Source organism: Paenibacillus xylanilyticus (assembly GCF_047246825.1).
GTDB lineage: Bacteria > Bacillota > Bacilli > Paenibacillales > Paenibacillaceae > Paenibacillus > Paenibacillus xylanilyticus_B.
This window is the reverse complement of the sequence record NZ_JBFOLB010000001.1, coordinates 2569813-2594172: the sequence shown is the minus strand read 5'-3', so window position 1 is coordinate 2594172 and position 24360 is coordinate 2569813. Positions and strand designations below refer to the sequence as shown.

Here is a 24360-nt window from a genome sequence, read left to right as displayed (position 1 = left end):
CACAGGCGGGATGAGCCTTGAAGAGCGAGCGGTTATTCTGCGCTTTTCTTAATAAACTCAATAGGTTTCGTACCCGGTTCCATTAGAAATGGAATGGAAATGGAACGAGCTTTGCAATTCTGGGCCATGAAAGGGAGAATCACACGGCATCTGGGGACTGTACAATTCTTCCATTTGTTCCTTGGTGATCCTGAACGAGCTTCTCCCAGGAAGTTTCCTTCAACTTACCGACCAAGTAGCCTGCTGCCATGTATATCAGGTTTTGATATTGCCACTTATTCCTGAAATCCTCATTCGGTTCAAGATACTGTAGAGCGTTTACGAGTTCCTCACTGGTCCGTGCAGAGTTGTACCATATCATCTCATGTCTAGGGAGTCCCGAACGCTGACATAACATATCGCCAATGGGCAGGCGCTCTATGGTCACAGGGTCGTTTGGATAAAGTTAACATCCAGCCGGAGACTGATTTGTCTGGCAGCACTTGTCCTAACAAGGAGATTGAAAGCTTGTCAAACCAGTCCGCATAAATCGAACAAGTCCCTCATAGACATGTACTAATCAAGTAGGGGTTCTGCTGTACGCACAATCCTGAAGTGAAAACATGTGCTAAAGGGGATGATGTCATGCGCCGAATATCATGGATGCTTGCCATGGTATTGGTCTTATCGGCCTTACTTGCCGCCTGCGGGAAGAAGGATGCGGCAGCCGTGGTCAAAGATCTGAACGAAGTCGTAGGAGAGATGGAAAGTTACCAGGGAGCAGGTGTCATGACACTGCACACCGGAGATACGCCGCAGCAGTATAAGGTCGAGGTGTGGCATCAGAAGCCTTCATATTACCGAATTGCTCTTACCAATGCCAAAAAGGATGTTACCCAGATTGTACTGCGTAACGATGAGGGCGTATTCGTTCTGACACCGAGCCAGAACAAAAGCTTCCGCTTCCAGAGCAACTGGCCGGATAACCAGGGCCAGGTCTATCTCTATGAGACACTGATTCGCAGCATTACAGGCGATACAACTCGTCAGTTCGCGGATGAAAAGGAAAGCTATGTATTTGATGTAGCTGCCAATTACAATACGCATGCACTGGTCAGACAGAAAATCTGGCTGAACAAAAGTGATTATGCGCCTAAGCAGGTGGAGGTATCTGACTCCAATGCAAACGTAGTGGTTGATGTCAAATTTGACAGCTTCAAATTCGGTGCAGAATTCGGCAAAGATGCATTCGATATGCAGCGGAACATGACAGCTGGGACAGAAGGAAACAGCGGAGCGGATACAGGCAGTAATCCGGCCGAACAGGCAGGGGAGAATGGCACCAAGGAGCCAGCAAGCTCTGAGACTGACCCGGGCCAAAAACCTACCACAGGTTCTAGTGAAGGAGTCAGTGACGGACAAACTGGTGTGAACGAGAACAACGAACAGCAAGAACCTCAAGATTCGGCCAGTGTCGATCCAGGCACAGAGGAGCCTACCATGACGGAACCGGAAGAGGCCGGCAGTTTTGGAGTGATTGAACCGACTTACGCTCCGGAAGGGGTCAAGCTGAAGGACGATCAGATTGTGGAAGAATCCGGGGATTACTCGGTCATGCTCCGCTACGAAGGGACGTACAATTATACGATTTTCGAAGCCAGACCACAGGACAGAGCTGTATCCCTTGCCCCATCTCGCGTTGTGGATCTCGGATTCACACTGGGAATGCTGAGCGGAGATGCATTACAGACGCTGACATGGATGACGGATGGAATCGAATACAGAATAACCAGTGCCGATCTGCCGGAGAGTGAAATGGTCCAGATTGCCACATCCATGCAGGAGCAGTCAGGTAAATGATGTAAAAGGTATAGTCACTAGGGCATTAGGAATGATAAGGAGCATCGGGACTTGTTTCCCGGTGCTTTTTGATGTACACAGTTAGGTAGCCGCAGCATATCATGGGGAGTAAAAGCAAGTCGTGTCGTCATGGGCAATGCTTAAGAATTGAACGGTGAAATGGGCAGGTTGACCCAATAAATACAAAACACGCTTATTTGCGGGATGAACCGGGTAAGTAATCGGTATAGGCAGATAGAGATGATGTGAATCCGTATTTTGGTTTCATGGCAGTTTCGCTTATCAGCCTGTTTCTTCATCCGCTTCCAGCTTCGAAATCAAGCGAGGCACGCGTTTTGAGTCACTGTTCTTCTGTTCATTTGACAGTCACATGCTTGAGCATTACGATGGAGTCTGATATGTGAGTCGGATTAAGATGACTAGAGAAGGTGACAGAACGTGCAAGGACAATATCGGCCGACCCAAGCGGAAATCAACTTGGATCATTTGAGAAACAACGTGGATGCTTTCCGCTCAGCACTGCCGCAAGGCATGAAGTTTCTAGCTTGTGTCAAGGCCAACGCCTATGGACATGGAGCTGTGGAGACGGCCAGAGAACTGGAACGAATCGGAGTGGATTATCTGAGTGTCGCTTTTCTGGACGAAGCGATTGAACTGCGGCAAAACGGAATCAAGGCTCCGATCTTGGTATTGGGTTATACACCGCCTGAAGGCATTGCTGTGGCCAGGGAACATGATGTGACCATAACCCTGTTCAGCAGGGAAGTGCTTGAAGCGATTCGAGATCTCGATACAGGATCTTCCCATAATAAACTGAAGGTTCATATCAAAATCGACAGCGGTATGGGACGGCTGGGTCTGCTTCCCGGTGAGGAAGCTCTTGCTTTCATACAGGAAGTGGCAGCCATGGAGCAGGTCCTGCTCGAAGGCATGTTTACCCATTATGCCAAGGCGGATGAAGAAGACAAGACCTATACACTGGAGCAGTATCGACGGTTTCGAAGCGTGGTTGAAGCGCTGCGGGATCAGGGATGTGTCATCCCGATTATACATACGGCGAACAGTGCCGCTGCCATTGATACACCGGAATTATCCTATAACATGGTTCGAGTGGGCATCAGTCTGTATGGGCTGTACCCTTCAGCCGAGGTGAATCATCAGGTAGTGAAGCTGATCCCGGTATTGACACTGAAGACGAAGGCGGTTCTGGTCAAAACGCTGCCGCCTCATTGGGGCGTCAGCTACGGAACCCGTTATGTGACACAAGGGAACGAACGAATTGCGACCCTGCCTATCGGCTATGCAGACGGATTCTCAAGAATGCTGACAGGTAAAGCTCAAGTGCTTGTACGTGGCCGCCGCGTTCCCGTCGTCGGTACGATCTGCATGGATCAGTGTATGGTGTCGCTGCAATCTTTCGCTGAAGAGGCGGAAGAAATTCAAGCCGGCGAAGAGGTTGTTCTCATCGGTCATCAATCTGATGGTATCATCACCGCAGATGAAGTGGCTACCCAGCTTGGTACGATTGCCTACGAGGTGATCTGCATGATGGCCCACCGGATTCCGCGAATCTATTTCCGGAACGGTGTAGAAGTCGTCAAGGTTAATCCTCTTTTGACATCCTGACAGGTCAACTGGACGCTATTTCCATTAAACTTTTTTTCGGAACAGAAGGAAAACTGTCGGAGCATCTCGAATGTTGTTATATTGACGAGGATGAAAAATCCTGAAAAGAGATGTTTGGTCTGTACGAATATTGCCCCCCATGTTTATAATGGAGTACAGCATACTTGATATACTCGGGGCATATATATTCCTTTGTATAAAAGTTCTGGAAAAACGTAATACTGGTTCACAATGGCGAAAGGTTTGTGGGGGTGGAAGATAGGTGGCCAACTTGCAGAACACCAAGCGGATTATGATCAGTTTGCCTGATCATCTCCTGCAGGAAGTGGATGGCATCGTAGCGCTGGAGAATTCCAACCGCAGCGAATTGATTAGGCAGGCCATGAAGCTGTATTTGACGGAGCGGAAGAAACGTTACATCCGTGAGTCCATGCAGCGCGGGTACATGGAGATGGCAAAAATTAATCTAACCATGGCATCCGAGGCCTTTCACGCGGAGGAAGATGCGGACAGCACTCTGGACCGCTTAGTTAGCGGGGTGTAGACATTGATCGTAAAACGCGGTGACGTTTTTTTTGCGGATCTTTCTCCCGTTGTCGGTTCCGAGCAAGGTGGAGTCAGGCCGGTGCTGGTCATCCAGAATGACATCGGTAACCGGTTCAGTCCAACTTGTATCGTGGCGGCTATTACCGCCCAGATTCAGAAGGCAAAGCTTCCGACGCATGTAGAGATTGATGCTGCAGCACATGGCTTTGACCGGGACTCGGTTATTTTGCTCGAGCAAATACGGACGATTGACAAACAAAGACTGACTGACAAGATTACCCATCTGGACGAGGAGACCATGAAATTGGTCAATGAGGCGTTGCAGATCAGTCTGGGTTTGATCGATTTTTAGGATGCGAGGCGGTCTGTTTGGGCTGCCCGCCGTCCGTAACGGGATGTTCCTTGCGGGGAACACACAATTACAGACAACAGATCAAAGGAGCGTATTGCAGCCCAAGGGCAGCGGTACGCTCTTTTGATTAAACTAAAATGAAAGCGTAGAACATTGGCAGGCTTTTCGTTATAATGAACCTGAGAAACCGTTTACGCCATGACGTATATAGAGGTGGAGGAGACATATGAGCATTTATATTAACCAGGAGAAATTACAATTTCATTTACAGACCCGCAAGGCGAGTTATGTATTCCAGGTGCTGCCTTCGGGATATTTGGTACATCTGTATTATGGCAAAAAATTACGCGACACGGACCTGAGCTGGCTGCATGTTCGGACCGAGCGTGCTTCCTTCAGCCCGAATCCGGTACCGGAAGATCGGACAATTTCATTTGATACATTGCCACTGGAACTGCCAGTCTATGGAACAAGTGATTTCCGTAACCCTGCAGTTCAGCTTCAACTTGAGAATGGTTCAAGCGTTTCGGAATTCACATATGTTGGCCACCGGTTGGAAAAAGGAAAACCTGCCCTTCAGGGATTGCCGGCAACCTATGTGGAAGCTGCAGATGAAGCGGATACGCTGGTGATTGAGATGGAAGACCGCGTGGCAGGAGTCCGCATTGAGCTCTCCTATACAGCTTATTCGTCCTTCAACGCCATTACGCGGTCCATGCGTATCATAAATGAGAGCGCTACCTCGGTGAACGTGGCGCGTGCACTAAGCACATCCGTAGACTTCCCGCATGCCGATTATGAGCTGCTGCAGCTATCGGGTGCATGGACGCGGGAACGCGATATTGTCCGTCGCCCTCTTGCTTCCGGCCTGCAAGGCGTGGAAAGCCGCCGCGGTTCAAGCAGCCACCAACAGAACCCGTTTATTGCGCTCATGACTCCAGGTACGGATGAAGATCAGGGGGAAGTGTACGGCTTCAGTCTCGTTTACAGCGGAAGCTTTACAGCCCAAGCTGAAGTGGATCAGTTCCACACTACGCGTGTATCACTTGGCATTAACCCGTTTGAGTTCAGCTGGAAGCTGGAATCCGGAGAAGCTTTCCAAACTCCAGAGACGGTCATGGTGTATTCTGATACGGGACTTGATGGCATGTCCCAGTCTTATCATGAACTTTATCGGGAACGACTCGCTCGCGGCAAGTTCCGTAATACGGAGCGTCCGGTATTGGTAAACAACTGGGAAGCAACCTATTTTGGTTTTAATGCAGACAAGATTGAACAGATTGCGCGTGCGGGGCAGAAGCTCGGTATTGAGTTGTTTGTGCTGGATGACGGCTGGTTTGGACATCGTGACAGCGACAATTCCTCGCTCGGTGACTGGATTGTAGATAAAAACAAGCTGCCGCAGGGGCTTGAGGATTTGGCCAACCGGGTAACCGGACTGGACATGCAGTTTGGACTGTGGTTCGAGCCTGAGATGATCTCGCCAGACAGTGACCTGTACCGGGAGCACCCGGACTGGTGTCTGCATGTGCCTGACCGTCGCCGAACAGAGGGAAGACAGCAGCTGGTGCTGGACTTCTCCAGACAGGATGTACGGGATGAGATCGTACGCATGCTGAGTGACGTGTTGGGATCTGCACCGATCTCTTATGTGAAGTGGGATATGAACCGGAATATGACGGAAGTGGGTTCTGCGCTGCTGCCAGCGGATAGACAGCGAGAGACGGCACACCGCTACATGCTTGGATTGTATGAAGTGATGGAACGCATTACGTCCTCATTCCCTAATATTCTGTTTGAGAGCTGTTCTGGTGGCGGCGGCCGCTTCGATCCGGGAATGCTGTATTACATGCCACAAACGTGGACAAGCGACAATACGGATGCCGTGTCCCGTTTGCGTATCCAGTACGGAACGAGTCTGGTGTACCCGGTAAGTTCCATGGGATCACATATCTCTGCAGTACCGAATCATCAGGTGAACCGAATCACTTCGCTGGAGACCCGCGGACATGTTGCCATGTCAGGCAACTTCGGTTATGAGCTTGATTTGACCCGATTTACTGAGGAAGAGAATGCTATTGTGAAGGCCCAGGTTGAGCTGTACAAGGAAATTCGGGGTACCATTCAATATGGAACCTTCCGCCGTCTGCTTAGCCCGTTCGAGGGCAATGAAACGGCATGGATGTTTATTGCACCGGACGGCAGCGAAGCGGTTGTATTCTATTTCCGTGTGTTGTCTGAACCGAATGCGCCGCTTCAACGTCTCAAGCTGAAAGGACTGGATCCGGATGCGGATTACCGTCTGAAAGGCAGCACCGAGACGTATACAGGAGATGCCTTGATGTATGGCGGAATTTCTGTAGGCCGTGCATCGGGTGATTATCTGAGCGAGATGTTCCGATTTGAACGGGTATAGTTAATCCAGCGTTTAATGCAGTGCTTTTCGGGGAAGACCGGAATACGTCGGGGTGACGTTTTTCGGTCTTTTCTCTTGGGTTAGGTGAAGTTATGAAGCAGGATCTGGATTGTAAGAACTTGTAACCAGGATGAATGCTGGAAAACTGAACGGAATTTTGTGATAATATAGGGAAGAGCAATCTGCTTGAATGCAGGTTTGATACTGTGATTACTGCAGCATAGCTGCCCTGAACATGCTTGATCTGAAACGATTCAGGAAGGAAAGAGGGATTTATTTGTCTGAACAGGGAACGGTTCTGGAACCCAATGAAGAAACAATAAAGGCGGAACGCCAGGAAAGAATCATCAAACAGGTAGCCAAGGAACTGTCACTGTCCTTGAAGCAGGTGCGCACGACGTCGGAGCTTCTGGACGAAGGCAATACGATTCCGTTTATCGCCCGCTACCGTAAAGAAATGACAGGAGAGCTGGATGAGAACCAGCTGCGGTCCATCGAGGAACGCATCGTATACTTGCGTAATCTAGAGGATCGCAAAGTGGAAGTCATCCGTATTATAGAAGAACAAGGCAAGCTGACTAAAGAACTGAAACAGTCCATTACCCAAGCGGTCAAGCTTCAGGAAGTGGAAGACCTGTACCGTCCATATCGTCAGAAGCGGAAAACGCGTGCCAGTGTTGCCAAAGAAAAAGGGCTTGAGCCGCTGGCTGTATGGATTTGGAGCCAACCTAAACAGGGAAATGCTCTGGAAGAAGCCTCGCGTTACATCAATGCTGAACTCGGAGTCGAGGATGCTGAATCAGCTCTCCAGGGAGCAAAGGATATCCTGGCCGAGAATATTGCGGATGACGCAGCGATACGTGCATGGATTCGCCGGTACACATTGGATCACGGCATGCTGACTTCGGAAGCGAAGGATGCTGAGCAGGAATCTGTATACGAGAACTATTATGACTATCGTGAATTGGCCAAAAAGATGCCTCCGCACCGGATACTCGCCATTAACCGCGGGGAGCGTGAGAACATTCTGAAAGTGGGTCTCGATGTACAGCCAGAGCCTGCCCACCGTCATATGGAAGGTCAGGTTATCAAAGGAGCATCTGTGGTACAGGATATATTGCGCGCTGTGATTGAAGATGCCTATAAGCGCCTTATTGCTCCGTCGATTGAGCGTGAGGTTCGTGCCGAACTGACGGAAAAGGGTGAAAGCCAGGCCATCTCGGTATTTTCCGCTAATCTGCGCAATCTGCTGCTTCAGCCGCCAATTCATGGCAAACGTGTCCTTGGGGTCGACCCAGCCTACCGTACGGGCTGTAAATTGGCCGTAGTGGATGACACAGGTAAACTGTTGGAAGTGGCTGTTACGTATCCGACACCGCCGCATAACAAGAAGCGCGAAGCGGCTGAAGTGTTCCATCGGATGATCAAGCAGTACGACATTGGCCTCATCGTTATCGGTAACGGTACGGCTTCGCGTGAAACGGAGCAGTTTGTGGCCGAGATCATTCAGGAAAATGGCGATGAGAGCCTCGTGTACCTGATTGTTAATGAAGCCGGAGCAAGTGTGTATTCCGCCTCCAAGCTTGCACAGGAGGAATTCCCGGATCTGGACGTGGCGGAACGAAGCGCAGCTTCCATCGCACGTCGTGTACAGGATCCGCTGGCTGAACTGGTCAAAATTGATCCCAAAGCCATTGGTGTAGGCCAATACCAGCATGACGTTTCCCAGAAGATTCTGGAGGAAAGTCTGAAAGCAGTCGTAGAATCTGCGGTTAACCATGTCGGCGTGGATGTTAACACGGCTTCGCCATCTCTTCTGTCCTATGTTGCCGGCGTGAATGCCACCATTGCTAAAAATATCGTGAAGTACCGCGAGGAGAACGGACGGTTCACGAACCGTCGCCAGTTGCAGAAGGTACCTCGCCTGGGTGCCAAAACCTATGAGCAATGCGTCGGTTTCATGCGGATTGGTGAGGGTGAGAATCCGCTGGATCGTACACCGATTCACCCGGAGTCCTACAAGGTTGTCGATCAGCTGTTCAAGGAACTCCAGGTTGAACTGGACAAGCTGGGAAGCAAAGAACTGTCCGTGCTTCTCTCTGAGCAGCAGCCTGAACAACTGGCTGTCAAACTGGACGTGGGTGTGCCTACACTTCGCGACATTTTGGATAGCTTGCAGCGTCCTGGACGTGACCCGCGTGAAGAGATGCCTCTGCCTATTTTCCGTACAGATGTGCTGAAAATTGAGGATCTGGTCGAAGGCATGGAACTGCAGGGTACCGTTCGCAACGTTATTGATTTTGGTGCCTTTGTGGATATCGGAATCAAAAGTGATGGGCTTGTCCATATCTCACAACTGAGTAATGGTTACGTCAAGCATCCGATGGATGTTGTTTCTGTTGGTGATAATGTAACGGTATGGGTTATGAATGTGGATACCAAAAAAGGCCGGGTCGGCCTGACAATGAAAAAGCCTGCCTCGCAGCAGTCTTCCTAATTCAAAGATCGGAGAACAGCCTTCCCTGTAATGGGAAGGCTGTTTGTTGTTGGTTTTAATGGTATTGTCGTCCGTTCCATATTCTTCGAATGAGTTAATGAAGGGAGAGAGACTTGTATGTGGACATGAAGAGTGAGGTCGGATTCTAGAGTTCACGATCCGCGCTGCGCGGTGTGCCACCCGCAGGTTTGTTCCGGTAAAAAAACCAGCATTCGTTCAGCAGCTTGATCTGTCTGCTGTCCTTTTTGTGAAATGCACGCATCAGTTGATTGCAAAGCCATTGAGGCAAGGGTATCTCCTCCTCTTGCATAATTCATCTGTACGTTAGCATATGTGGCAACAGCCTGGACTGTGCGGATTAACCCGTGGTGAGCCAGGAAAAATCAATATCCAGCCTCGTCATTCGACGATGTCGGTTCAGAATATGATAAAAAGCGCAAAATCCCGTTTAGGGAAATGCGCTTTCAAGTTCGGTTATTCAGGTGAAAAGATGAGGAATAATGAATCAGAGCGATTCCATTTCTTCTTCGTACCATTGTTCCAATTGGGCCTGAAGCGCCCGAATTTCAGTGAGTAAGGAAATCAACGGATAGTGAGTCTCACGCAGTGCGGCGAAACTTTGCTCCAACGCATTGATATAATCCAGCCCGCTGGTAATGCTCAGCTGCTCGTTCAGAAGATCAAGATTGTCACATTCAGCGATGGCCCAAGGCAGGACAGGTACATCTGCTGCGGTAAGTTTATCAATCTCTTTGTGCAGGCGCAGGTTGAGTGCACTAAGCTGATAGGCGTAATCGGCAGGCATTTCCACAAACTGCAATTGCTGTTCCTGCTGCAGGATGACATAGCGCATTGTAGGCATAACGAGTAATAATCTCCCCTCATACATTCTACTTGACAGTGTAGCCTACGAAATGGTTAAAATTCAAGTACTATACCGGAAATTGAAACGGTCCGAGGGGTGTGAAAGGAGGGGAAACCGGGTGGATAATGCCGAGTTGCAGCGGTGGATTGAGCAGGTATCTCTGGAGCATTTCGGGGTTCCGTTCACCCACGAGGCGCTGTTTAACCGACGTCTGACGACAACCGGCGGGCGATATATGCTTAAGAGTCATCGAATTGAGATTAATCCACATCAGCTTGAAGCGTACGGGCGGGATGAGGTCGAGAAAATCATCAAGCATGAATTGTGTCACTACCATCTTCATATTCGTGGACGCGGTTATCGCCACAGGGACCCGGAATTCAAGTCTCTTTTGCAAAAGGTAGGGGGTTCGCGGTTCTGTCAGTCCCTTCCGGACGGCAAGGGCAGGAAGCCGCTGCCTTATCGTTACAAGCTTGTATGCAAGAGCTGTGGTACGGAATATCTGCGCAAACGGAAAATGGATCCCAAACGTTACAGGTGCGGCCGTTGTGCCGGCAAGCTGGGGCTCCATACCATCTCTAACGAGTAGTCAATGATGATAAAACACAATCATCTGTAGAGGATAGAATGTGTCTCTATAAGGGGCGTGTGCCCCCATTTTAACAGCTAGCAAGAAAGTGTAGACAAGATTATTGACTTGGCTTATTAATCATGATAAATTATGTTTATTCGAGATTATTCCCTGATAGCTCAGTTGGTAGAGCACTCGACTGTTAATCGAGTTGTCACAGGTTCGAGTCCTGTTCGGGGAGCCATTTCTTGGAGAGATACCCAAGTGGCTATAAGGGGACCCTCTGCTAAGGGGTTAGACTGCGTAAGCGGTGCGAGGGTTCGAATCCCTCTCTCTCCGTATTGATTTACTCCACTGTAAAGGGATGAGAACCCTAGAGGTTCGTCGGAGCATAGGCTTCGATAGCGATACATCGCAGTCTCGAACGAAGTGAGAGTATCCCTCTCTCTCCGTTTTGATTTACACGAATAGAATCCCCTTCACGATGAATCGTCTAACGAGTCATCGTGAAGGGGATTTTTTGCTTTTTCTCATTTGGTGATCGCCACTACTTCATCTACAGTGAGATTCCCAAGACCTCGTATAAACCCTTCTTGCCGGCTTCCGTAACTTCAACCGAACGGCTGCCCGGTTTCTTGCGTGTCCAGTTCAGCTGAGCGAGCCTGCGTTCCAATTGTTCTCCAAGCAGTCCGGATATGTGATGACGTCGTTCGCTCCAGTCCAGACATTTACGGGCAATGGCCCGCCGGGACCCCGGCTTCACCTGAAGTTCAATTCCGAATGAAGTTAACCATTGTACTCCTTTCTCCGTAATGTGATAATCCTTGGCCTGATCGTCTTCTGGCTCCAGGAGGTATCCCTCTCGCAATAAGGCATCGCACAAAGAGATCCCAAGTTTTCCAGCCAGATGACCATAACAGGTACGAGCAAAGCTCAGGTGCTGCAGCTGATTGGACTGTTTGAGAGACCGCACCTGAACAGGAGGGGCGATACTGCCCATCGTTTCAATCAGAAAAGCAATCTCCTGGCCTGCCAAACGATAGTAGCGGTGTCTTCCTTGCCGTTCAACGACAAGCAGTCCGCCTTCAACGAGTTTGGCAAGGTGATTACTCGCCGTTTGGGGTGTGACACCAGCCATATAGGCAAGCTCACCAGCTGGCAGTGCCTGTCCACCCAGCAGTGCTTCGAGAAAAACAGCCCGACTCGGATCAGCAATTAATGACGCGATAACAGATATATTTGGATATGCATTCATACTTCGATGATACTTGAACTATTGGCGTATTACAATCAGGACAGGCTCTCGCAGGGGTCAAGCTCTCATGGCGGAGGGCCGAATGAAGGAGACAGGAGATGGAGTACACCAATGAATCAGAAAAATACTAGAGAAGGATCTTTCGAAGGAATGGAGATGGATCAACACGAAACGATTAACCCAAGCATTTTATACTATGGAACCCCAGTCTTGATACTGAGCACGCTGAACGAAGATGGGTCAACCAACCTGTCCCCACTGTCCTCTTCCTGGGCACTAGGAGATTGTCTTGTCATTGGCTTGGGTATTCAGGGGAAAGCGTATGAGAATTTAAGAAGACACCCTGAATGTGTAATAAATTTGCCGGATGCGTCCATGTGGAGAAAAGTAGAATCTTTGGGACGGTACACGGGTACATATCCGGTTCCTGAGGAGAAAAAACAAATGGGTTACGAATTTTGTTTCGATAAATTTAAAGCAGCTGGCCTAACAGCTCAAGACTCGACTCTGGTTCAACCTAAGAAAATAGCGGAGTGCCCGCTTCAGATTGAGGCATTGGTGCAGCACATCCGCACACCTGAGCATACGCCTTATATGGCTGTTGTTGAGGTGAAAGCGCTGAAGGTCCATGCACAACAGAAGCTTATATCTGGACCAAATAAAATTGATCCGGCGAAATGGGATCCGCTAATCTATAATTTTCGCCATTACTTTGGTTTGGGGGAGAGACAAGGGGAGAACTTCCGTGCTGAATAGGATCGGGGTAAAAGAAAGAATAGAAACATCCTATGTAATGCAGAATGTACAAGTGGAGGCCATACAGGTCTTCACTTTTTTATTTGCCATTTTGAATTGAAAGCAAGCCGACATAATCGATTATTTAATTATTTTATTGGACAAGGAATGGGTAAATAGTAAAGAAAGGTACATGTAAGCATATACATAAGAGAGGTGATAAGTATGGAAATGGAATATCTAATGCGAGTTCTCATAGCGGGGATTTGCGGCGTACTTATCGGGTATGAACGCAAAAACCGGATGAAAGAAGCGGGGATACGAACTCATTTTGTGGTTGCTGTAGGTGCAGCGCTAATGATGATTGTATCGAAGTATGGATTTCAGGATCAGGCGGGATGGGGCAATCTGTCGCTGGATCCTTCACGAATTGCTGCACAGGTCGTTAGTGGGGTAGGCTTCATCGGTGCCGGGATGATCTTCACGCAGCGTCACACAGTCCGGGGATTGACGACAGCCGCGGGCATCTGGGCAACGGCGGGTATGGGACTGGCCGTGGGTGCTGGGCTCTACTGGACGGGAGCAGGTGTAACCCTCCTGATTGTACTTGCTCAGATGCTGCTGCATCGGCCCACACGCTGGCTTGTTTCGGCGAGAACAGAAACGCTGACCATTCATCTGGGACAGGAAGCAGAGAGCCTGAAAGCCATATTGGCGCTGCTGGGGCAGGAGAAAATTTCGGTCATCGGATTTAAAACGGAACGGCAAACAAGCACAGACTCGGGTGAGGAGACTGTGCTTGAGTTCACCGTACAGATGCCCGGTTCGTACCGGGGAGAGCAATTGATCGTTATATTGCAGGATGTGCCACATGTAAAAACAGTTGAATTGAAGTAAAGTGATCACCATTCCCTGGCAGCAGCAGGGGTTATTGACCGCCTTCAACCACGGTTTCAGGTCGGGAAACCGGTTTTCCATCCAGTACACAGTGAATGGCATGAGCGACACCATGCTCCACATTGGTCAAAGTTATAGCCTTGGCAAGTGCCTGAATCTCCGGTTCGCCATTCCCCATGGCGATGCCGAGGCCTGCCATTTTCAACATGGAAACATCATTAAAATTGTCACCGATGGCTGCTGTATCTTCCATGGGAATGTTGAGATGGGCAGCCAGTTTGGTCAAGGCGTTGCCTTTGGATACATCGGGATGCTGCATCTCGAAATTGTGTTCAGAGGATACCACCATGGCGACGTCGGACCTGGAAGCGAAGTACGCTCTTCCTTCCTGCAATTGATCCGGGTCGAGTGAGAAGGCCATGATATTGTAGATATGGGCTTCCGCAGGAATCTCCTGATGGGAATGGACACGATGGTAGTCTTTCTTGTCATAGTGCTTTTTAACGGCTCGAATCAGGCGCTCTACATCCTCGCCAGGGCTTGTGCCCAGAATCCGGTCCATCTCGGCGAGCATGGCTTCATGGCTGCTAATTGGAGCGTAGATTCCCTGCTGGGTAGATGCTTCATAATAGCACTCATGATCTTCCAGCCATTGCATAACGGATGCTGCCGTCTCACGTTCAAGCGGAAGATGATACAGACGGTTGCCGTCGGCATCATGAATGGTAGCTCCGTTTGACCCGATGACAGGTGTGTTAATCCCGCCTTCCTGGCAAATGCCCACAACGTCAGAGTAGACGCGTCCTGTTGCAATCGTAACCTTTAACCCTTCTTGCTGGGCCCGCTGAATGGCAGCTGCATTTTCCGGACTGATCTGACTGTCTCTGTTCAATAGTGTTCCGTCCAAATCCGTGGCAAATAATTTCATATACTTACAACTCCTTATCTTCTGTTGGTTCAGGAATGAGAATCTCGACCTGTTGTTCAGCTAGAAAGTTACGCCAATCGTCTGAAGGCCATTGATCGGTAATCAGTACATCCACCAGTGACCAGTCGGCAAAACGATAGCCATACCGTTTATCAAACTTGGAACGGTCAGCGAGCACGATGACCTCCTTGGCAGCCTGCATCATTTTTTGCTTAATCTTGCCTTCTTCTTCGGAAGCGCTGAATCCATCCATCGTAATCCCGCCAATTCCGATAAAGGCTTTATCCACATAGTAATGGGAGAGCGTCTCTATAACCGAGGCTCCATAGACATAACGCTGTTCCTTGTCGACTTTACCGCCGAGTAAACGAATATGGACAGCCGAGTGATTGGAGAGAAGATCAGCGGAATGAATGGAGTTGGTGATGACCGTGCAGGATTTGCCATTCAGATGTTCAGCACAGGCCTGCACCGTGGTGGACGAATCCAGAATGATGTTCTCACCTTGGCGTACCATGGCCGCAGCGAGTTTCCCGATGGCCCGTTTTTCTTCCGAAACATAGAGCAGGCGATCCTTGTAGGAGATATACTCACGTGGAGGAGAGGGGAGGATCGCCCCACCGCGTGTGCGGATAATGGCATCCTGTTCTTCCAGCTTGATCAGATCCCTGCGAGCCGTATCCCGCGAGACGTCGAAGAGGGAGACGATCTCGTCGGCCGAGATTCGGTTATGTTTGCGAAGATGTTCGATAATCAGCTGCATTCGTTCTTCTTGAAACAAACATGCCGCCTCCTTGCTAATGATTGACCGTGTAATAACTGATATTCTAATTATAAGTATTTGTAATTGTATTTGCAATATTATAAGTGAACATAAGTTTTTATAAGTGTTTTGATCTTTCTTTTACAATATGTCAGGATTCTGATGACATTGGTATGTTAACCAAGGATTAGGGCGGCTATATAGCAGACAATCAAGGTTACTTTTTTGAAAAAAAAGCTCATAAAGATAAATTTTTAAAAAAAGTGTTGCACTATTTTATTTTATTATGGTATACTCATTCTTGTCGCCAAGAAAGACAACTTGTTAATAAGGCCCGTTGGTCAAGGGGTTAAGACACCTCCCTTTCACGGAGGTAACAGGGGTTCGAATCCCCTACGGGTCATATCTTCACCACCTTTTTTATAAGGAAACCTCGCAAGTCATTGTTCTTAAAACAAGAGATGATATGGCACATCGGTGAAGTTACAGCAAGAGCCATTAGCTCAGTTGGTAGAGCACCTGACTTTTAATCAGGGTGTCGAAGGTTCGAGCCCTTCATGGCTCACCATTTTTACATTTGAATATGCGGTCGTGGTGGAATGGCAGACACGCTATCTTGAGGGGGTAGTGGGCGTACGCCCGTGGAGGTTCGAGTCCTCTCGACCGCATTACATGAACAACATCGAAGATAGACTCTCATGGTTATCCATGAGGGTCTATTTTTGTATTTTGCTATATGCCGAGTGAAATGCACCCTGGCGATTAAAGGGCTGAGGATTCATAGACGTTGTGGTATAATTATCTATATTGTGTTTCCCGAGGATAGGTTATGTTTGAGATGAGATTTTAGATTATTACGGTTGGAAGGCGGTCCTGTATGCAGTCGATATATGAGCGAATTGAACACCTGATTGCCGAACGAGGGATGACGAAGAAAGCGTTCTGTCAACAACTGAAGATCAGCACCGGAAATTTGGGCGATTGGAAACGTGGGAAGTCTATTCCGAGTACGAATAAACTGATAGAGATCGCTTCATTTTTTGATGTGAGTCTGGATTGGCTCATGATCGGGCGTCCATCCAAGGAAGCGATGGTGCGGGAAAAACGGGAAGATTATTTTTTTGACGTGTTGCGGCAACTGGATTGCCAGGAGAGTGAATTATCGACTGTGGAACAGTCTTTTATTAGTGAATATATTGAATTTATCCGCTACCGCAAGTCCAAGGAGAGCAGAAATGCTAATGACTATCGGTACAAGGAAGATCATAAACCTGAAGCGGATGAATCGGTCTAATGCAAAACCTCTGAACAACCCGGATATATTCCGGAGCTGCTCAGAGGTTTTTTTCATTGTTTCGTTTGTGCCTAGTTACCATGCACAGTTCATTTGCGGAATGCAAGAATCTCACTGCCTAATAGATCGGGTCGAACCGTATTCCAGATCTGCAGGCACTGTTCCTGAAGTTCCCAGGCAGCCATGCCGAGCAGACGAACCCCGATTCCTCCACTTGCGAGCAGGCTTGCGCCAGCAAGCATTCGGCCGTCTTGAGGCAATGCAGACCTGACGAGTTCCAGTTCTGCAGCTCCGAGCCCGGGGGCGATCATCCAGAGTGCGGCAGTATGGGTGAAACCCAGCAATGCAGCTGATTGTTTTGGTTCATCGCTCCCCGGCTCCATTCCGAATCGATCCCACACGGCCAGCTGATCACCTTGCCATATCTCGGTTAAATTTCGATACTTGTTGAACTGGAACGATTCACCTCGGTGAATCCGCCCCGCTGACCAGACGTCTGCATAAGCGAGAATGGCCTGCTCTTCCAGGTGGAAGGTGGCAGTGAGTGAAGAGGAACTGCCTTTGAACGGAATAACGCATTCCGGAAAATATTCAAGCACAGCCCCCTTTTGGAGCTGGAAGTGATGATTGACCGACGAGGGAAGCGAAGGCGTGGGGTGGAGTCGTGTAGCTGACGTGCTGCTCAGCATCACATGGGTGCCTTCGTCCAAATGCCACTTGGAATGATAATGGTCTCCGTTAAGAACGCCAGGGGAGACATCGGATGTGTAGATGCATAAACCGCTCCCACCGCCCGGAGGGCGAAAGGACCGACTGAACCGGAGAGGGGCGCTGTAAAAACGATCCGTCATGATCGTGCGTCCCCCTTGAAGAGCGAATGTGGCTCGAAGCTCGCTGCGTCGCATCACAGCTCCTTCAGCATGAATGCCCGTATTCGTTGCGGTCCCTTCCAATACGGAAGATGAATTAATGGGTGTGAGCTGAGCCATGGTCATGGCTGTGTGAATGCTGATGCGCAGCGGCAGCATCGTCATCCATGTATTGATGTTCAAGCCAGTGCACGATCTCGGAAACACCTTCACCGCTCATTAGGTTCGACATTACATATGGGCGTCCTTCCCGTACGCGTTCGGTATCATCCTTCATGACTTGCAGGCTTGCGCCAACATAAGGGGCGAGGTCGGTCTTGTTGATCAGCAGCAGATCTGAGCGTGTGATTCCGGGACCGCCTTTGCGAGGCAGTTTTTCCCCTTGGGCAACGTCAATGATATAAATGAAGACATCAGCAAGTTCCGGACTGAAAGCAGCAGAGAGGTTGTCGCCGCCACTCTCGATGAAGATGAGTTGCAGATCGGGAAAACGTTCGATTAATTCATCCACAGCTTCGAAATTCATCGAAGCATCCTCACGAATGGCCGTATGTGGGCATCCACCTGTCTCTACGCCGATAATGCGTTCAGGTGCAAGGGCGTTTTGGCGCAGCAAGATCTCGGCATCTTCCTTGGTATAAATGTCGTTGGTGATAACTGCCAGACTATAACGGGTACGCAGTGCCTTGGAAAGCTTCTCCACGAGAGCTGTTTTACCTGAACCTACCGGGCCTCCAATGCCGATTCGCATAGGTCTGCTGCGATCGAATGCCTTACGTTCCCACTCCGGATGATGCGTATGATTAGCTCCTCCACACATAACAAATTCCTCCTTGGTTATCTTCTTTATTTTAATAGAAAATCGATATTGATCATTATTGCTATTAGGACATAAACAGACGGGCAGGTAAGCTTTCATGCCGCATGGCATAGATTTCCTGGGCAATACCGAAGCTGTGCATGTCTTCCGGGTCGTGATCCCGAATCTGAATCCATTCGGACTCAATGTCGTCGAGCAGTTTTTGTATGAGCATCTGGGCCTCGGTTTGCCCGATCGGCAGGAGACGCAGGGCGCTGTTTACATAAGCATTAACAGAAGTATACAAATGTCCGGTAACCGCTTCGTCCAACCCAATCTCCAACTGATAGTTGATATACCCATGAATGGTGGTAATGCAGCAAAAAGCACCGTGTTCCTGCTTGGCTTCGTCAATAAGCGAGAAGTCCATCCAAGGGTAGAGAGAACGGGCGAGTTTCAGAAGTCGCTTACCCATCTTGTGTCCGCTTTCCCTTATTTCCCGGGGTGTGCGCTGAGCGTGCACTCGCTTGTCATAGAGGGCGAGTAGGGCGGCATTCCGTTCCTCCAATGCTCGGTAGACTCCTTTAATAGCGAGCCCGTCGAGCCGGACGAGGCTCGAATGAAGCTGGCTGCGAATGAATTGTTCGAGCTCGGAGGTAGTTCGAATGGTACCGTCATGAGTGTATGCTTCCAGACCAAACGAGTGGGAGAACCCGCCAATGGGCAGGGCCGAGTCGAGCAGTTGAACATAACGAAGCAGCTTCGTACCACTATGCATCATGACGAGTCTCCTTTCTTTTCTCTATCTTATTTCCCTTCCAATCATCAAAATCTAATATAAAAATAATTTGAGAATATAGGATGGGCATAAGTTAACACGATAACGAAGAGGGCAGGACGAACCTGAAGAAACGGAGCTGAAAGCTTTCTGCAAGAAAGCTGCATCGAAAGCATTGACTTCGCCTTTATCACAAGATTTACCCCTATCAAAAAGGGATCAAAGAAATCTGGGGATAACAGCGATCGGAAGGTTGTTCTGCCAGCTTAGTGACAAGTGTAACAGTCCTTGTATATTCTTGTTATTTTATATTAGATCTCAAAACATGAAATAGCGCTGTGCCATTGGCAGCTCATCTGCAGGTTCACAGGTGAGCAATACTCCATCGGCGCGGACCTCATAGGTTTCGGGGTCCACTTCAATATGAGGTGTCACGTCGTTGTGAATCATGTCCTTTTTGCTCACCGAGCGGCAGCCTTTGACAGGTTCCACCCGCTTGTTCAGTCCAAGCGTTTCCTTGATGCCGGCATCAGCGGCAGCCTGGGAGACAAAAGTGATGGATCCTTTGGCGATCGCTCCACCATATGATCCGAACATCGGTCTGCCGAACACGGGTTGAGGTGTCGGGATCGAAGCGTTTGGGTCACCCATTTGGGCGAAGGTAATCATGCCGCCTTTGATCACCATTTCGGGTTTAACCCCAAAATAGGCTGGATTCCAGACGATCAGATCAGCTAGCTTGCCGACTTCCACAGAGCCGACGAGATGGCCGATTCCGTGAGCGATGGCTGGATTGATGGTGTATTTGGCGACATATCTCTTGATCCGATCGTTGTCGGATGGTGAGCCTGGCTCCAATTCCAGCTTGCCGCGCTGTTTCTTCATTTTGTCCGCAGTCTGCCACGTGCGAATAATGACTTCGCCTACCCGGCCCATCGCCTGGGAGTCTGAACTGATAATGCTGAACACACCGAGATCATGCAAAATGTCTTCAGCTGCAATCGTCTCGGGGCGAATCCGGGAATCAGCAAAAGCAACATCCTCAGGGATTGCCGGATCCAGATGATGACACACCATCAACATGTCGAGATGTTCTTCAACCGTATTTCGCGTATAAGGGCGTGTCGGGTTGGTAGAAGAGGGGATCACGTATGATTCGCCAGCAGCGCGGATGATATCCGGTGCATGTCCACCCCCGGCACCTTCGGTATGATAGGTGTGTATGGTGCGGCCGTTAATGGCAGCGAGTGTATTCTCCAAAAATCCCGTCTCATTCAAGGTATCGGTATGAATGGCCACCTGAATATCATGTTCTCCGGCAGCAGTCAGGCAGGCATCAATGGCGCTTGGTGTCGTGCCCCAATCTTCATGTAACTTCAAGCCGATTACGCCAGCTTCAATCTGTTCAATGAGCGGGGCTGTGGTCGAACTGTTCCCTTTGCCAAGATATCCGATATTCATGGGGAAAGCCTCGGCGGACTCCAGCATGCGGTGAATATGCCAGGCTCCGGGTGTGCAGGTGGTTGCTTTCGTACCTGTTGCAGGTCCTGTGCCTCCGCCAATCATGGTCGTTACGCCTGATGACAATGCCGTTTGAATCTGCTGCGGACAAATAAAATGAATATGGGTATCAATCCCGCCAGCAGTTACGATCATGCCTTCACCGGCAATGATTTCCGTGGAAGCGCCGATTACAAGCAGGGGGTCAACCCCGTCCATTGTATCCGGATTGCCGGATTTGCCGATGGCACAGATGATTCCGTCGCGGATACCGATATCCGCTTTTACAATACCCCAATGATCAATAATGATGGCGTTGGTAATCACGGTGTCCGGTGTGCCTTGACTGCGAAGAGCCGATGCGGACTGGCCCATGCCGTCCCGAATGACTTTCCCGCCTCCGAATTTGCTCTCGTCTCCATATACAGCGTAATCGTGCTCAATCTCTGCCCAGAGCTCCGTATCTGCCAGCCTTACGGCATCCCCGGTGGTGGGTCCGAACATGGAAGCGTATTGTTCACGAGACATGCGTTTCATGATGGATCGCCCCCGTCCTGTATAGGAGGTGGTGCGAATGCCTTCAGGAAAGCTTCAAGCCTCTGCGGATCTGGCGGCTGGTCAGCCGATCCTTCCGTTAATCCATTAAATCCATGAATCTGACGTTTGCCGCCAAACGTAGTCAGTTCAACCGGCTTCTCCTCACCGGGTTCGAAACGAACGGCGGTGCCTGCAGGGATATGCAGACGATGTCCGAAAGCCGCCGTGCGGTCGAAGTCGAGCGCAGCATTCACTTCATAGAAGTGAACATGAGAGCCGACCTGTACGGGGCGATCTCCGCGATTCAAAACAACTAGTCGTATCGTTTGGCGATCAGGATGACAGACAATCTCGTCCTGTTTTAATCGATATTCACCTGGGATCATGGCAATCTCCTGCCTTTCTCAGCGTATGGGTTCATGCACGGTAACCAGTTTTGTCCCATCAGGAAATGTGGCTTCCACCTGCACTTCCGGGATCATATCTGATACCCCTTCCATGCAGTCGTCACGTGTAAGAATAGTACCGCCATATCTCATCAATTCTGCTACGCTCATTCCGTCTCGTGCTCGTTCCATGAGCTCGGAGGTTAACAGAGCGATAGCTTCGGGGACATTTAGTTTAAGTCCGCGTCCTCTGCGTTCGCGAGCGAGATTGGCGGCTACAGTAATCAGCAGTTTTTCTTTTTCCTGCTCCGTCCAGTGCAAGGGCAATCCGACCTTTCCCATAAGAGTATATATCTTCATGGATCATGTTATATGTTAAATATACTCACACAGGGTGAATCCTTTGTCAATAAGGTTTGAAACATATTAGCAGCATGCATGAAACGAGCAGGCGTGAAATAAAATTATGTAAGCATTATTGACATGAAGAGTTGGACCCTCCATAATTTGGATCAACGAACATTTCGGATATAAATGACCTTAATGTTCGTCAATAGACTAAAAAAAGGGAGTGTAGGCTATTGAAGAAGAGGTCGGTCAAATTATGGGGTATTTTGCTCGGTGCGGTCATTGCTTTAACGGGATGTGTAGAAGGGGGAACGCCGCCTGAAGCTTCAGGTTCCAGTGGAACGGGAGAGGCTGCTGCATCCAATGAGACAATCAAGGTTGGCATTCTTCATTCCTTGAGTGGAACGATGGCGATCAGCGAGGTGTCTGTCAAAGATGCCGAGATGCTTGCGATCGAAGAGATCAATGCAGCGGGTGGCGTCCTGGGTAAACAGATTGAGCCTGTCGTCGAAGATGGGGCTTCGGATTGGCCGACTTTTGCGGAAAAGGCTGGAAAATTGCTTCAGCAGGATAAGGTAGCCGCTGTATTTGGCGGGTGGACCTCGGCGAGTCGGAAGGCCATGCTCCCGGTGTTCGAACAGAATCAAGGTCTCTTATTTTATCCGGTGCAATATGAAGGACTGGAGTCATCTCCCAACATTTTTTATACAGGAGCAACAACGAATCAACAAATCGTGCCGTCGGTAACCTGGTTGCTTGAGAACAGAGGCAAGAAATTTTATCTGCTTGGTTCGGACTATGTTTTCCCGAAAACAGCGAATCAGGTCATCAAAGCTCAATTGGCAGCTGAGGGTGGAGAGGTGGTTGGTGAAGAATATACGCCGCTGGGCCATACCGATTACAGTACCATCATTAGCAAAATTAAGGCTGCTAAGCCGGATGTGGTGTACAACACGCTTAACGGAGACAGTAATGTAGCCTTTTTCAAACAACTGAAGGATGCTGGCATCACCTCGGAACAGATGACGACCCTGTCGGTAAGTGTGGCGGAAGAGGAGATTCGTGGAATTGGTGCTGATGTGTTGAAAGGGCATCTGGCTTCTTGGAACTACTACCAAACAACAGATACTCCTGAAAATAAAACTTTTGTTGAGAAATATAAAGAAAAATATGGTGCAGACCGGGTAACGGCTGACCCGATTGAAGCGGGATACGTAGCGGTGTATCTGTGGAAAGCAGCTGTCGAAAAAGCGGGATCAACCGATGTGGAGAAGGTTAAAGAGGCGGCAAAAGGACTGGAGTTTGATGCTCCGGAAGGAAAAGTGACTGTAGACGGAGAGAATCAGCATATCTACAAAACCGTCCGGATCGGTGAAGTGCAGGAAGATGGTCAGTTCAAGGAATTGTGGAACTCCGGTTCACCTGTCAAGCCAGACCCTTATTTGAAAACCTACGAATGGGGAGCTTCTCTTAGCAGTCAATGACACGATGCTTCAAGTCCAAACTTCTGAATTCACGGATGAGGGTGGTACAACACACCCTCTCACAACATCACATTAAAGCGTTAATGTGAGTTTCTGCAATATCTATATGTCTGTAATGAGAGGCTTTCAGCATGGGAAAGGGGGATGGCAATGGATATGTTTGTTCTGCAAATGTTCAATGGGCTCAGCATCAGTTCGATCCTGCTGCTGATTGCGCTGGGGCTCGCGGTAACGTTTGGTCTCATGAATGTCATCAATATGGCTCACGGCGAGTTGATTATGATTGGTGCCTATGCAACATATGTGACGCAAAATCTGTTCATTTCGTATGCTCCGGCTGCGTGGTTTGAAGTTTACTTTATCGTGGCTCTGCCGATCGCGTTTGGTGTGGCGGCACTTGTCGGCTGGCTGCTGGAAGTAGTATTGATTCGACATTTATATGGAAGGCCTCTGGACAGTCTGCTGGCTACATGGGGAGTAGGGATGATGCTGCAACAACTGGCACGTACCATTTTCGGGGCGCCGAACGTTGGTGTGTCCAGCCCATCCTGGCTTAATGGTGGTCTTGCAATCTCTGACGGCATCGTATTTCCGTATAAACGGCTCTTTATCATCGCACTCGTTGCAGTGGTTCTGTTGTGTATGTATCTGTATATCTACCGTACTTCTTCAGGGAGACGGATGAGGGCTGTCATGCAGAATCGGAGCATGGCGGGATGTCTTGGGATTTCTACCCGTCGGGTGGATGGCATGACCTTTGCCATCGGTTCGGGAATCGCAGGAATTGCGGGATGTGCTCTGACGTTAATCGGGCCGATTGGTCCTTCGCTCGGAACCTATTATATCGTAGATGCATTTATGGTCGTTGTTCTCGGAGGGGTTGGCAAACTGGTAGGAACGGTATGTGGTGCACTTGGAATTGGCATGTTCAACACGTTATTCGAAACCTACACATCTGCTTCAATTGGGAAAGTGCTGGTGTTCGTATGTATCGTTGCTTTTCTGCAATGGAAGCCGCGCGGGCTGGTTGCCATGCGGACGCGGAGTCTCGATTAACACGAAAAAGGGGGGTTAT

24 protein-coding genes and 5 tRNA genes are annotated in these 24360 nt (G+C 49.3%); 17 read left to right on the top strand and 12 right to left on the bottom strand.

The window, feature by feature from the left end:
* Window positions 1-139: 139 nt before the first annotated feature.
* Window positions 140-427: a serine hydrolase gene (locus AB3N00_RS11625; protein ID WP_413034657.1), complete on the bottom strand. Its 288-nt coding sequence runs from the start codon at window positions 425-427 to the stop codon at window positions 140-142.
* A 197-nt stretch (window positions 428-624) separates the two neighbouring features.
* On the opposite strand from AB3N00_RS11625, the gene AB3N00_RS11620 reads away from it, so the two are divergent.
* From AB3N00_RS11620 to AB3N00_RS11595, 6 genes are all read left to right on the top strand, one after another.
* Window positions 625-1839 (top strand): DUF4367 domain-containing protein, encoded by a 1215-nt coding sequence (locus AB3N00_RS11620; protein ID WP_413034656.1) that lies wholly within the window; start codon window positions 625-627, stop codon window positions 1837-1839.
* Between the two features lie 438 nt (window positions 1840-2277).
* Window positions 2278-3465, top strand: coding sequence for an alanine racemase (gene alr / locus AB3N00_RS11615; protein WP_413034655.1), 1188 nt, complete (start codon window positions 2278-2280; stop codon window positions 3463-3465).
* Between the two features lie 262 nt (window positions 3466-3727).
* Window positions 3728-4009, top strand: coding sequence for a CopG family ribbon-helix-helix protein (locus AB3N00_RS11610; protein WP_056699650.1), 282 nt, complete (start codon window positions 3728-3730; stop codon window positions 4007-4009).
* A gap of 3 nt (window positions 4010-4012) precedes the next feature.
* Window positions 4013-4363 carry a type II toxin-antitoxin system PemK/MazF family toxin gene (locus AB3N00_RS11605; protein WP_024630714.1) on the top strand — a complete coding sequence of 117 codons (351 nt, stop codon included), beginning with the start codon at window positions 4013-4015 and terminating at the stop codon, window positions 4361-4363.
* A gap of 226 nt (window positions 4364-4589) precedes the next feature.
* Window positions 4590-6779: an alpha-galactosidase gene (locus tag AB3N00_RS11600; protein ID WP_413034654.1), complete on the top strand. Its 2190-nt coding sequence runs from the start codon at window positions 4590-4592 to the stop codon at window positions 6777-6779.
* A gap of 277 nt (window positions 6780-7056) precedes the next feature.
* Complete coding sequence (locus tag AB3N00_RS11595; RefSeq protein WP_413034653.1) at window positions 7057-9276, top strand: Tex family protein; 2220 nt, start codon at window positions 7057-7059, stop codon at window positions 9274-9276.
* Between the two features lie 145 nt (window positions 9277-9421).
* Here the strand turns inward: AB3N00_RS11595 and cmpA are convergent, their stop codons facing one another.
* Entirely contained in the window at window positions 9422-9565 is a 144-nt protein-coding gene (gene cmpA / locus AB3N00_RS11590) for a cortex morphogenetic protein CmpA (RefSeq protein WP_413034652.1), read from the bottom strand.
* 216 nt (window positions 9566-9781) lie between these two features.
* A complete protein-coding gene (locus AB3N00_RS11585; RefSeq protein WP_413034651.1) occupies window positions 9782-10138 on the bottom strand; it encodes a hydrolase/acyltransferase in 357 nt (118 codons plus the stop codon).
* A 121-nt stretch (window positions 10139-10259) separates the two neighbouring features.
* Here AB3N00_RS11585 and AB3N00_RS11580 point away from each other — a divergent pair, with 121 nt between their 5' ends.
* From AB3N00_RS11580 to AB3N00_RS11570, 3 genes are all read left to right on the top strand, one after another.
* Window positions 10260-10730, top strand: a complete 471-nt coding sequence (locus AB3N00_RS11580) for a SprT family protein (protein WP_413034650.1) — start codon at window positions 10260-10262, stop codon at window positions 10728-10730.
* Window positions 10731-10880: 150 nt separating this feature from the next.
* Window positions 10881-10956, top strand: a tRNA-Asn gene (locus AB3N00_RS11575).
* 6 nt (window positions 10957-10962) lie between these two features.
* A tRNA-Ser gene (locus AB3N00_RS11570) sits at window positions 10963-11051 on the top strand.
* 217 nt (window positions 11052-11268) lie between these two features.
* Here the strand turns inward: AB3N00_RS11570 and AB3N00_RS11565 are convergent.
* On the bottom strand, window positions 11269-11967 hold the full coding sequence (locus tag AB3N00_RS11565) for an ArsR/SmtB family transcription factor (RefSeq protein ID WP_413034649.1): 699 nt from the start codon (window positions 11965-11967) through the stop codon (window positions 11269-11271).
* Between the two features lie 156 nt (window positions 11968-12123).
* Here AB3N00_RS11565 and AB3N00_RS11560 point away from each other — a divergent pair, with 156 nt between their 5' ends.
* Together AB3N00_RS11560 and AB3N00_RS11555 are read left to right on the top strand one after the other, a co-directional pair.
* Complete coding sequence (locus AB3N00_RS11560) at window positions 12124-12723, top strand: flavin reductase family protein (protein WP_413035254.1); 600 nt, start codon at window positions 12124-12126, stop codon at window positions 12721-12723.
* Between the two features lie 204 nt (window positions 12724-12927).
* On the top strand, window positions 12928-13599 hold the full coding sequence (locus AB3N00_RS11555; RefSeq protein WP_413034648.1) for an MgtC/SapB family protein: 672 nt from the start codon (window positions 12928-12930) through the stop codon (window positions 13597-13599).
* Window positions 13600-13630: 31 nt separating this feature from the next.
* Here AB3N00_RS11555 and AB3N00_RS11550 read toward each other — a convergent pair whose 3' ends face one another.
* Together AB3N00_RS11550 and AB3N00_RS11545 are read right to left on the bottom strand one after the other, a co-directional pair.
* Entirely contained in the window at window positions 13631-14527 is an 897-nt protein-coding gene (locus AB3N00_RS11550) for a Cof-type HAD-IIB family hydrolase (RefSeq protein ID WP_413034647.1), read from the bottom strand.
* A 4-nt stretch (window positions 14528-14531) separates the two neighbouring features.
* On the bottom strand, window positions 14532-15308 hold the full coding sequence (locus AB3N00_RS11545) for a DeoR/GlpR family DNA-binding transcription regulator (protein WP_413034646.1): 777 nt from the start codon (window positions 15306-15308) through the stop codon (window positions 14532-14534).
* Window positions 15309-15621: 313 nt separating this feature from the next.
* Between AB3N00_RS11545 and AB3N00_RS11540 the strand changes: the two genes are divergently transcribed.
* From AB3N00_RS11540 to AB3N00_RS11525, 4 genes are all read left to right on the top strand, one after another.
* Window positions 15622-15693, top strand: a tRNA-Glu gene (locus AB3N00_RS11540).
* Window positions 15694-15782: 89 nt separating this feature from the next.
* Window positions 15783-15858 (top strand) — tRNA-Lys (locus AB3N00_RS11535).
* A gap of 17 nt (window positions 15859-15875) precedes the next feature.
* Window positions 15876-15958: transfer RNA gene (locus tag AB3N00_RS11530), tRNA-Leu, on the top strand.
* A 209-nt stretch (window positions 15959-16167) separates the two neighbouring features.
* Complete coding sequence (locus AB3N00_RS11525) at window positions 16168-16584, top strand: helix-turn-helix domain-containing protein (RefSeq protein ID WP_413034645.1); 417 nt, start codon at window positions 16168-16170, stop codon at window positions 16582-16584.
* A gap of 89 nt (window positions 16585-16673) precedes the next feature.
* On the opposite strand, the gene AB3N00_RS11520 is transcribed toward AB3N00_RS11525, so the two are convergent.
* The 6 genes from AB3N00_RS11520 to AB3N00_RS11495 all read right to left on the bottom strand — a co-directional run bounded on the left by AB3N00_RS11520 (window position 16674) and on the right by AB3N00_RS11495 (window position 21795).
* A complete protein-coding gene (locus AB3N00_RS11520; protein ID WP_413034644.1) occupies window positions 16674-17636 on the bottom strand; it encodes an urease accessory protein UreD in 963 nt (320 codons plus the stop codon).
* Window positions 17551-18273 (bottom strand): urease accessory protein UreG, encoded by a 723-nt coding sequence (ureG, locus tag AB3N00_RS11515; protein WP_413034643.1) that lies wholly within the window; start codon window positions 18271-18273, stop codon window positions 17551-17553. The genes AB3N00_RS11520 and ureG overlap by 86 nt, the downstream gene beginning before the upstream one ends.
* A gap of 64 nt (window positions 18274-18337) precedes the next feature.
* Window positions 18338-19033 carry an urease accessory protein UreF gene (locus AB3N00_RS11510; RefSeq protein WP_413034642.1) on the bottom strand — a complete coding sequence of 232 codons (696 nt, stop codon included), beginning with the start codon at window positions 19031-19033 and terminating at the stop codon, window positions 18338-18340.
* Between the two features lie 315 nt (window positions 19034-19348).
* On the bottom strand, window positions 19349-21067 hold the full coding sequence (gene ureC / locus AB3N00_RS11505; protein WP_413034641.1) for an urease subunit alpha: 1719 nt from the start codon (window positions 21065-21067) through the stop codon (window positions 19349-19351).
* Window positions 21064-21453 carry an urease subunit beta gene (locus tag AB3N00_RS11500; protein ID WP_413034640.1) on the bottom strand — a complete coding sequence of 130 codons (390 nt, stop codon included), beginning with the start codon at window positions 21451-21453 and terminating at the stop codon, window positions 21064-21066. Before AB3N00_RS11500 ends, ureC begins: the two co-directional genes overlap by 4 nt.
* A gap of 18 nt (window positions 21454-21471) precedes the next feature.
* Window positions 21472-21795 (bottom strand): urease subunit gamma, encoded by a 324-nt coding sequence (locus AB3N00_RS11495; RefSeq protein ID WP_413034639.1) that lies wholly within the window; start codon window positions 21793-21795, stop codon window positions 21472-21474.
* Between the two features lie 239 nt (window positions 21796-22034).
* Between AB3N00_RS11495 and urtA the strand changes: the two genes are divergently transcribed.
* Together urtA and urtB are read left to right on the top strand one after the other, a co-directional pair.
* On the top strand, window positions 22035-23285 hold the full coding sequence (urtA, locus tag AB3N00_RS11490; protein WP_413034638.1) for an urea ABC transporter substrate-binding protein: 1251 nt from the start codon (window positions 22035-22037) through the stop codon (window positions 23283-23285).
* Window positions 23286-23435: 150 nt separating this feature from the next.
* Complete coding sequence (urtB, locus tag AB3N00_RS11485; protein ID WP_413034637.1) at window positions 23436-24341, top strand: urea ABC transporter permease subunit UrtB; 906 nt, start codon at window positions 23436-23438, stop codon at window positions 24339-24341.
* Window positions 24342-24360 lie beyond the last annotated feature (19 nt).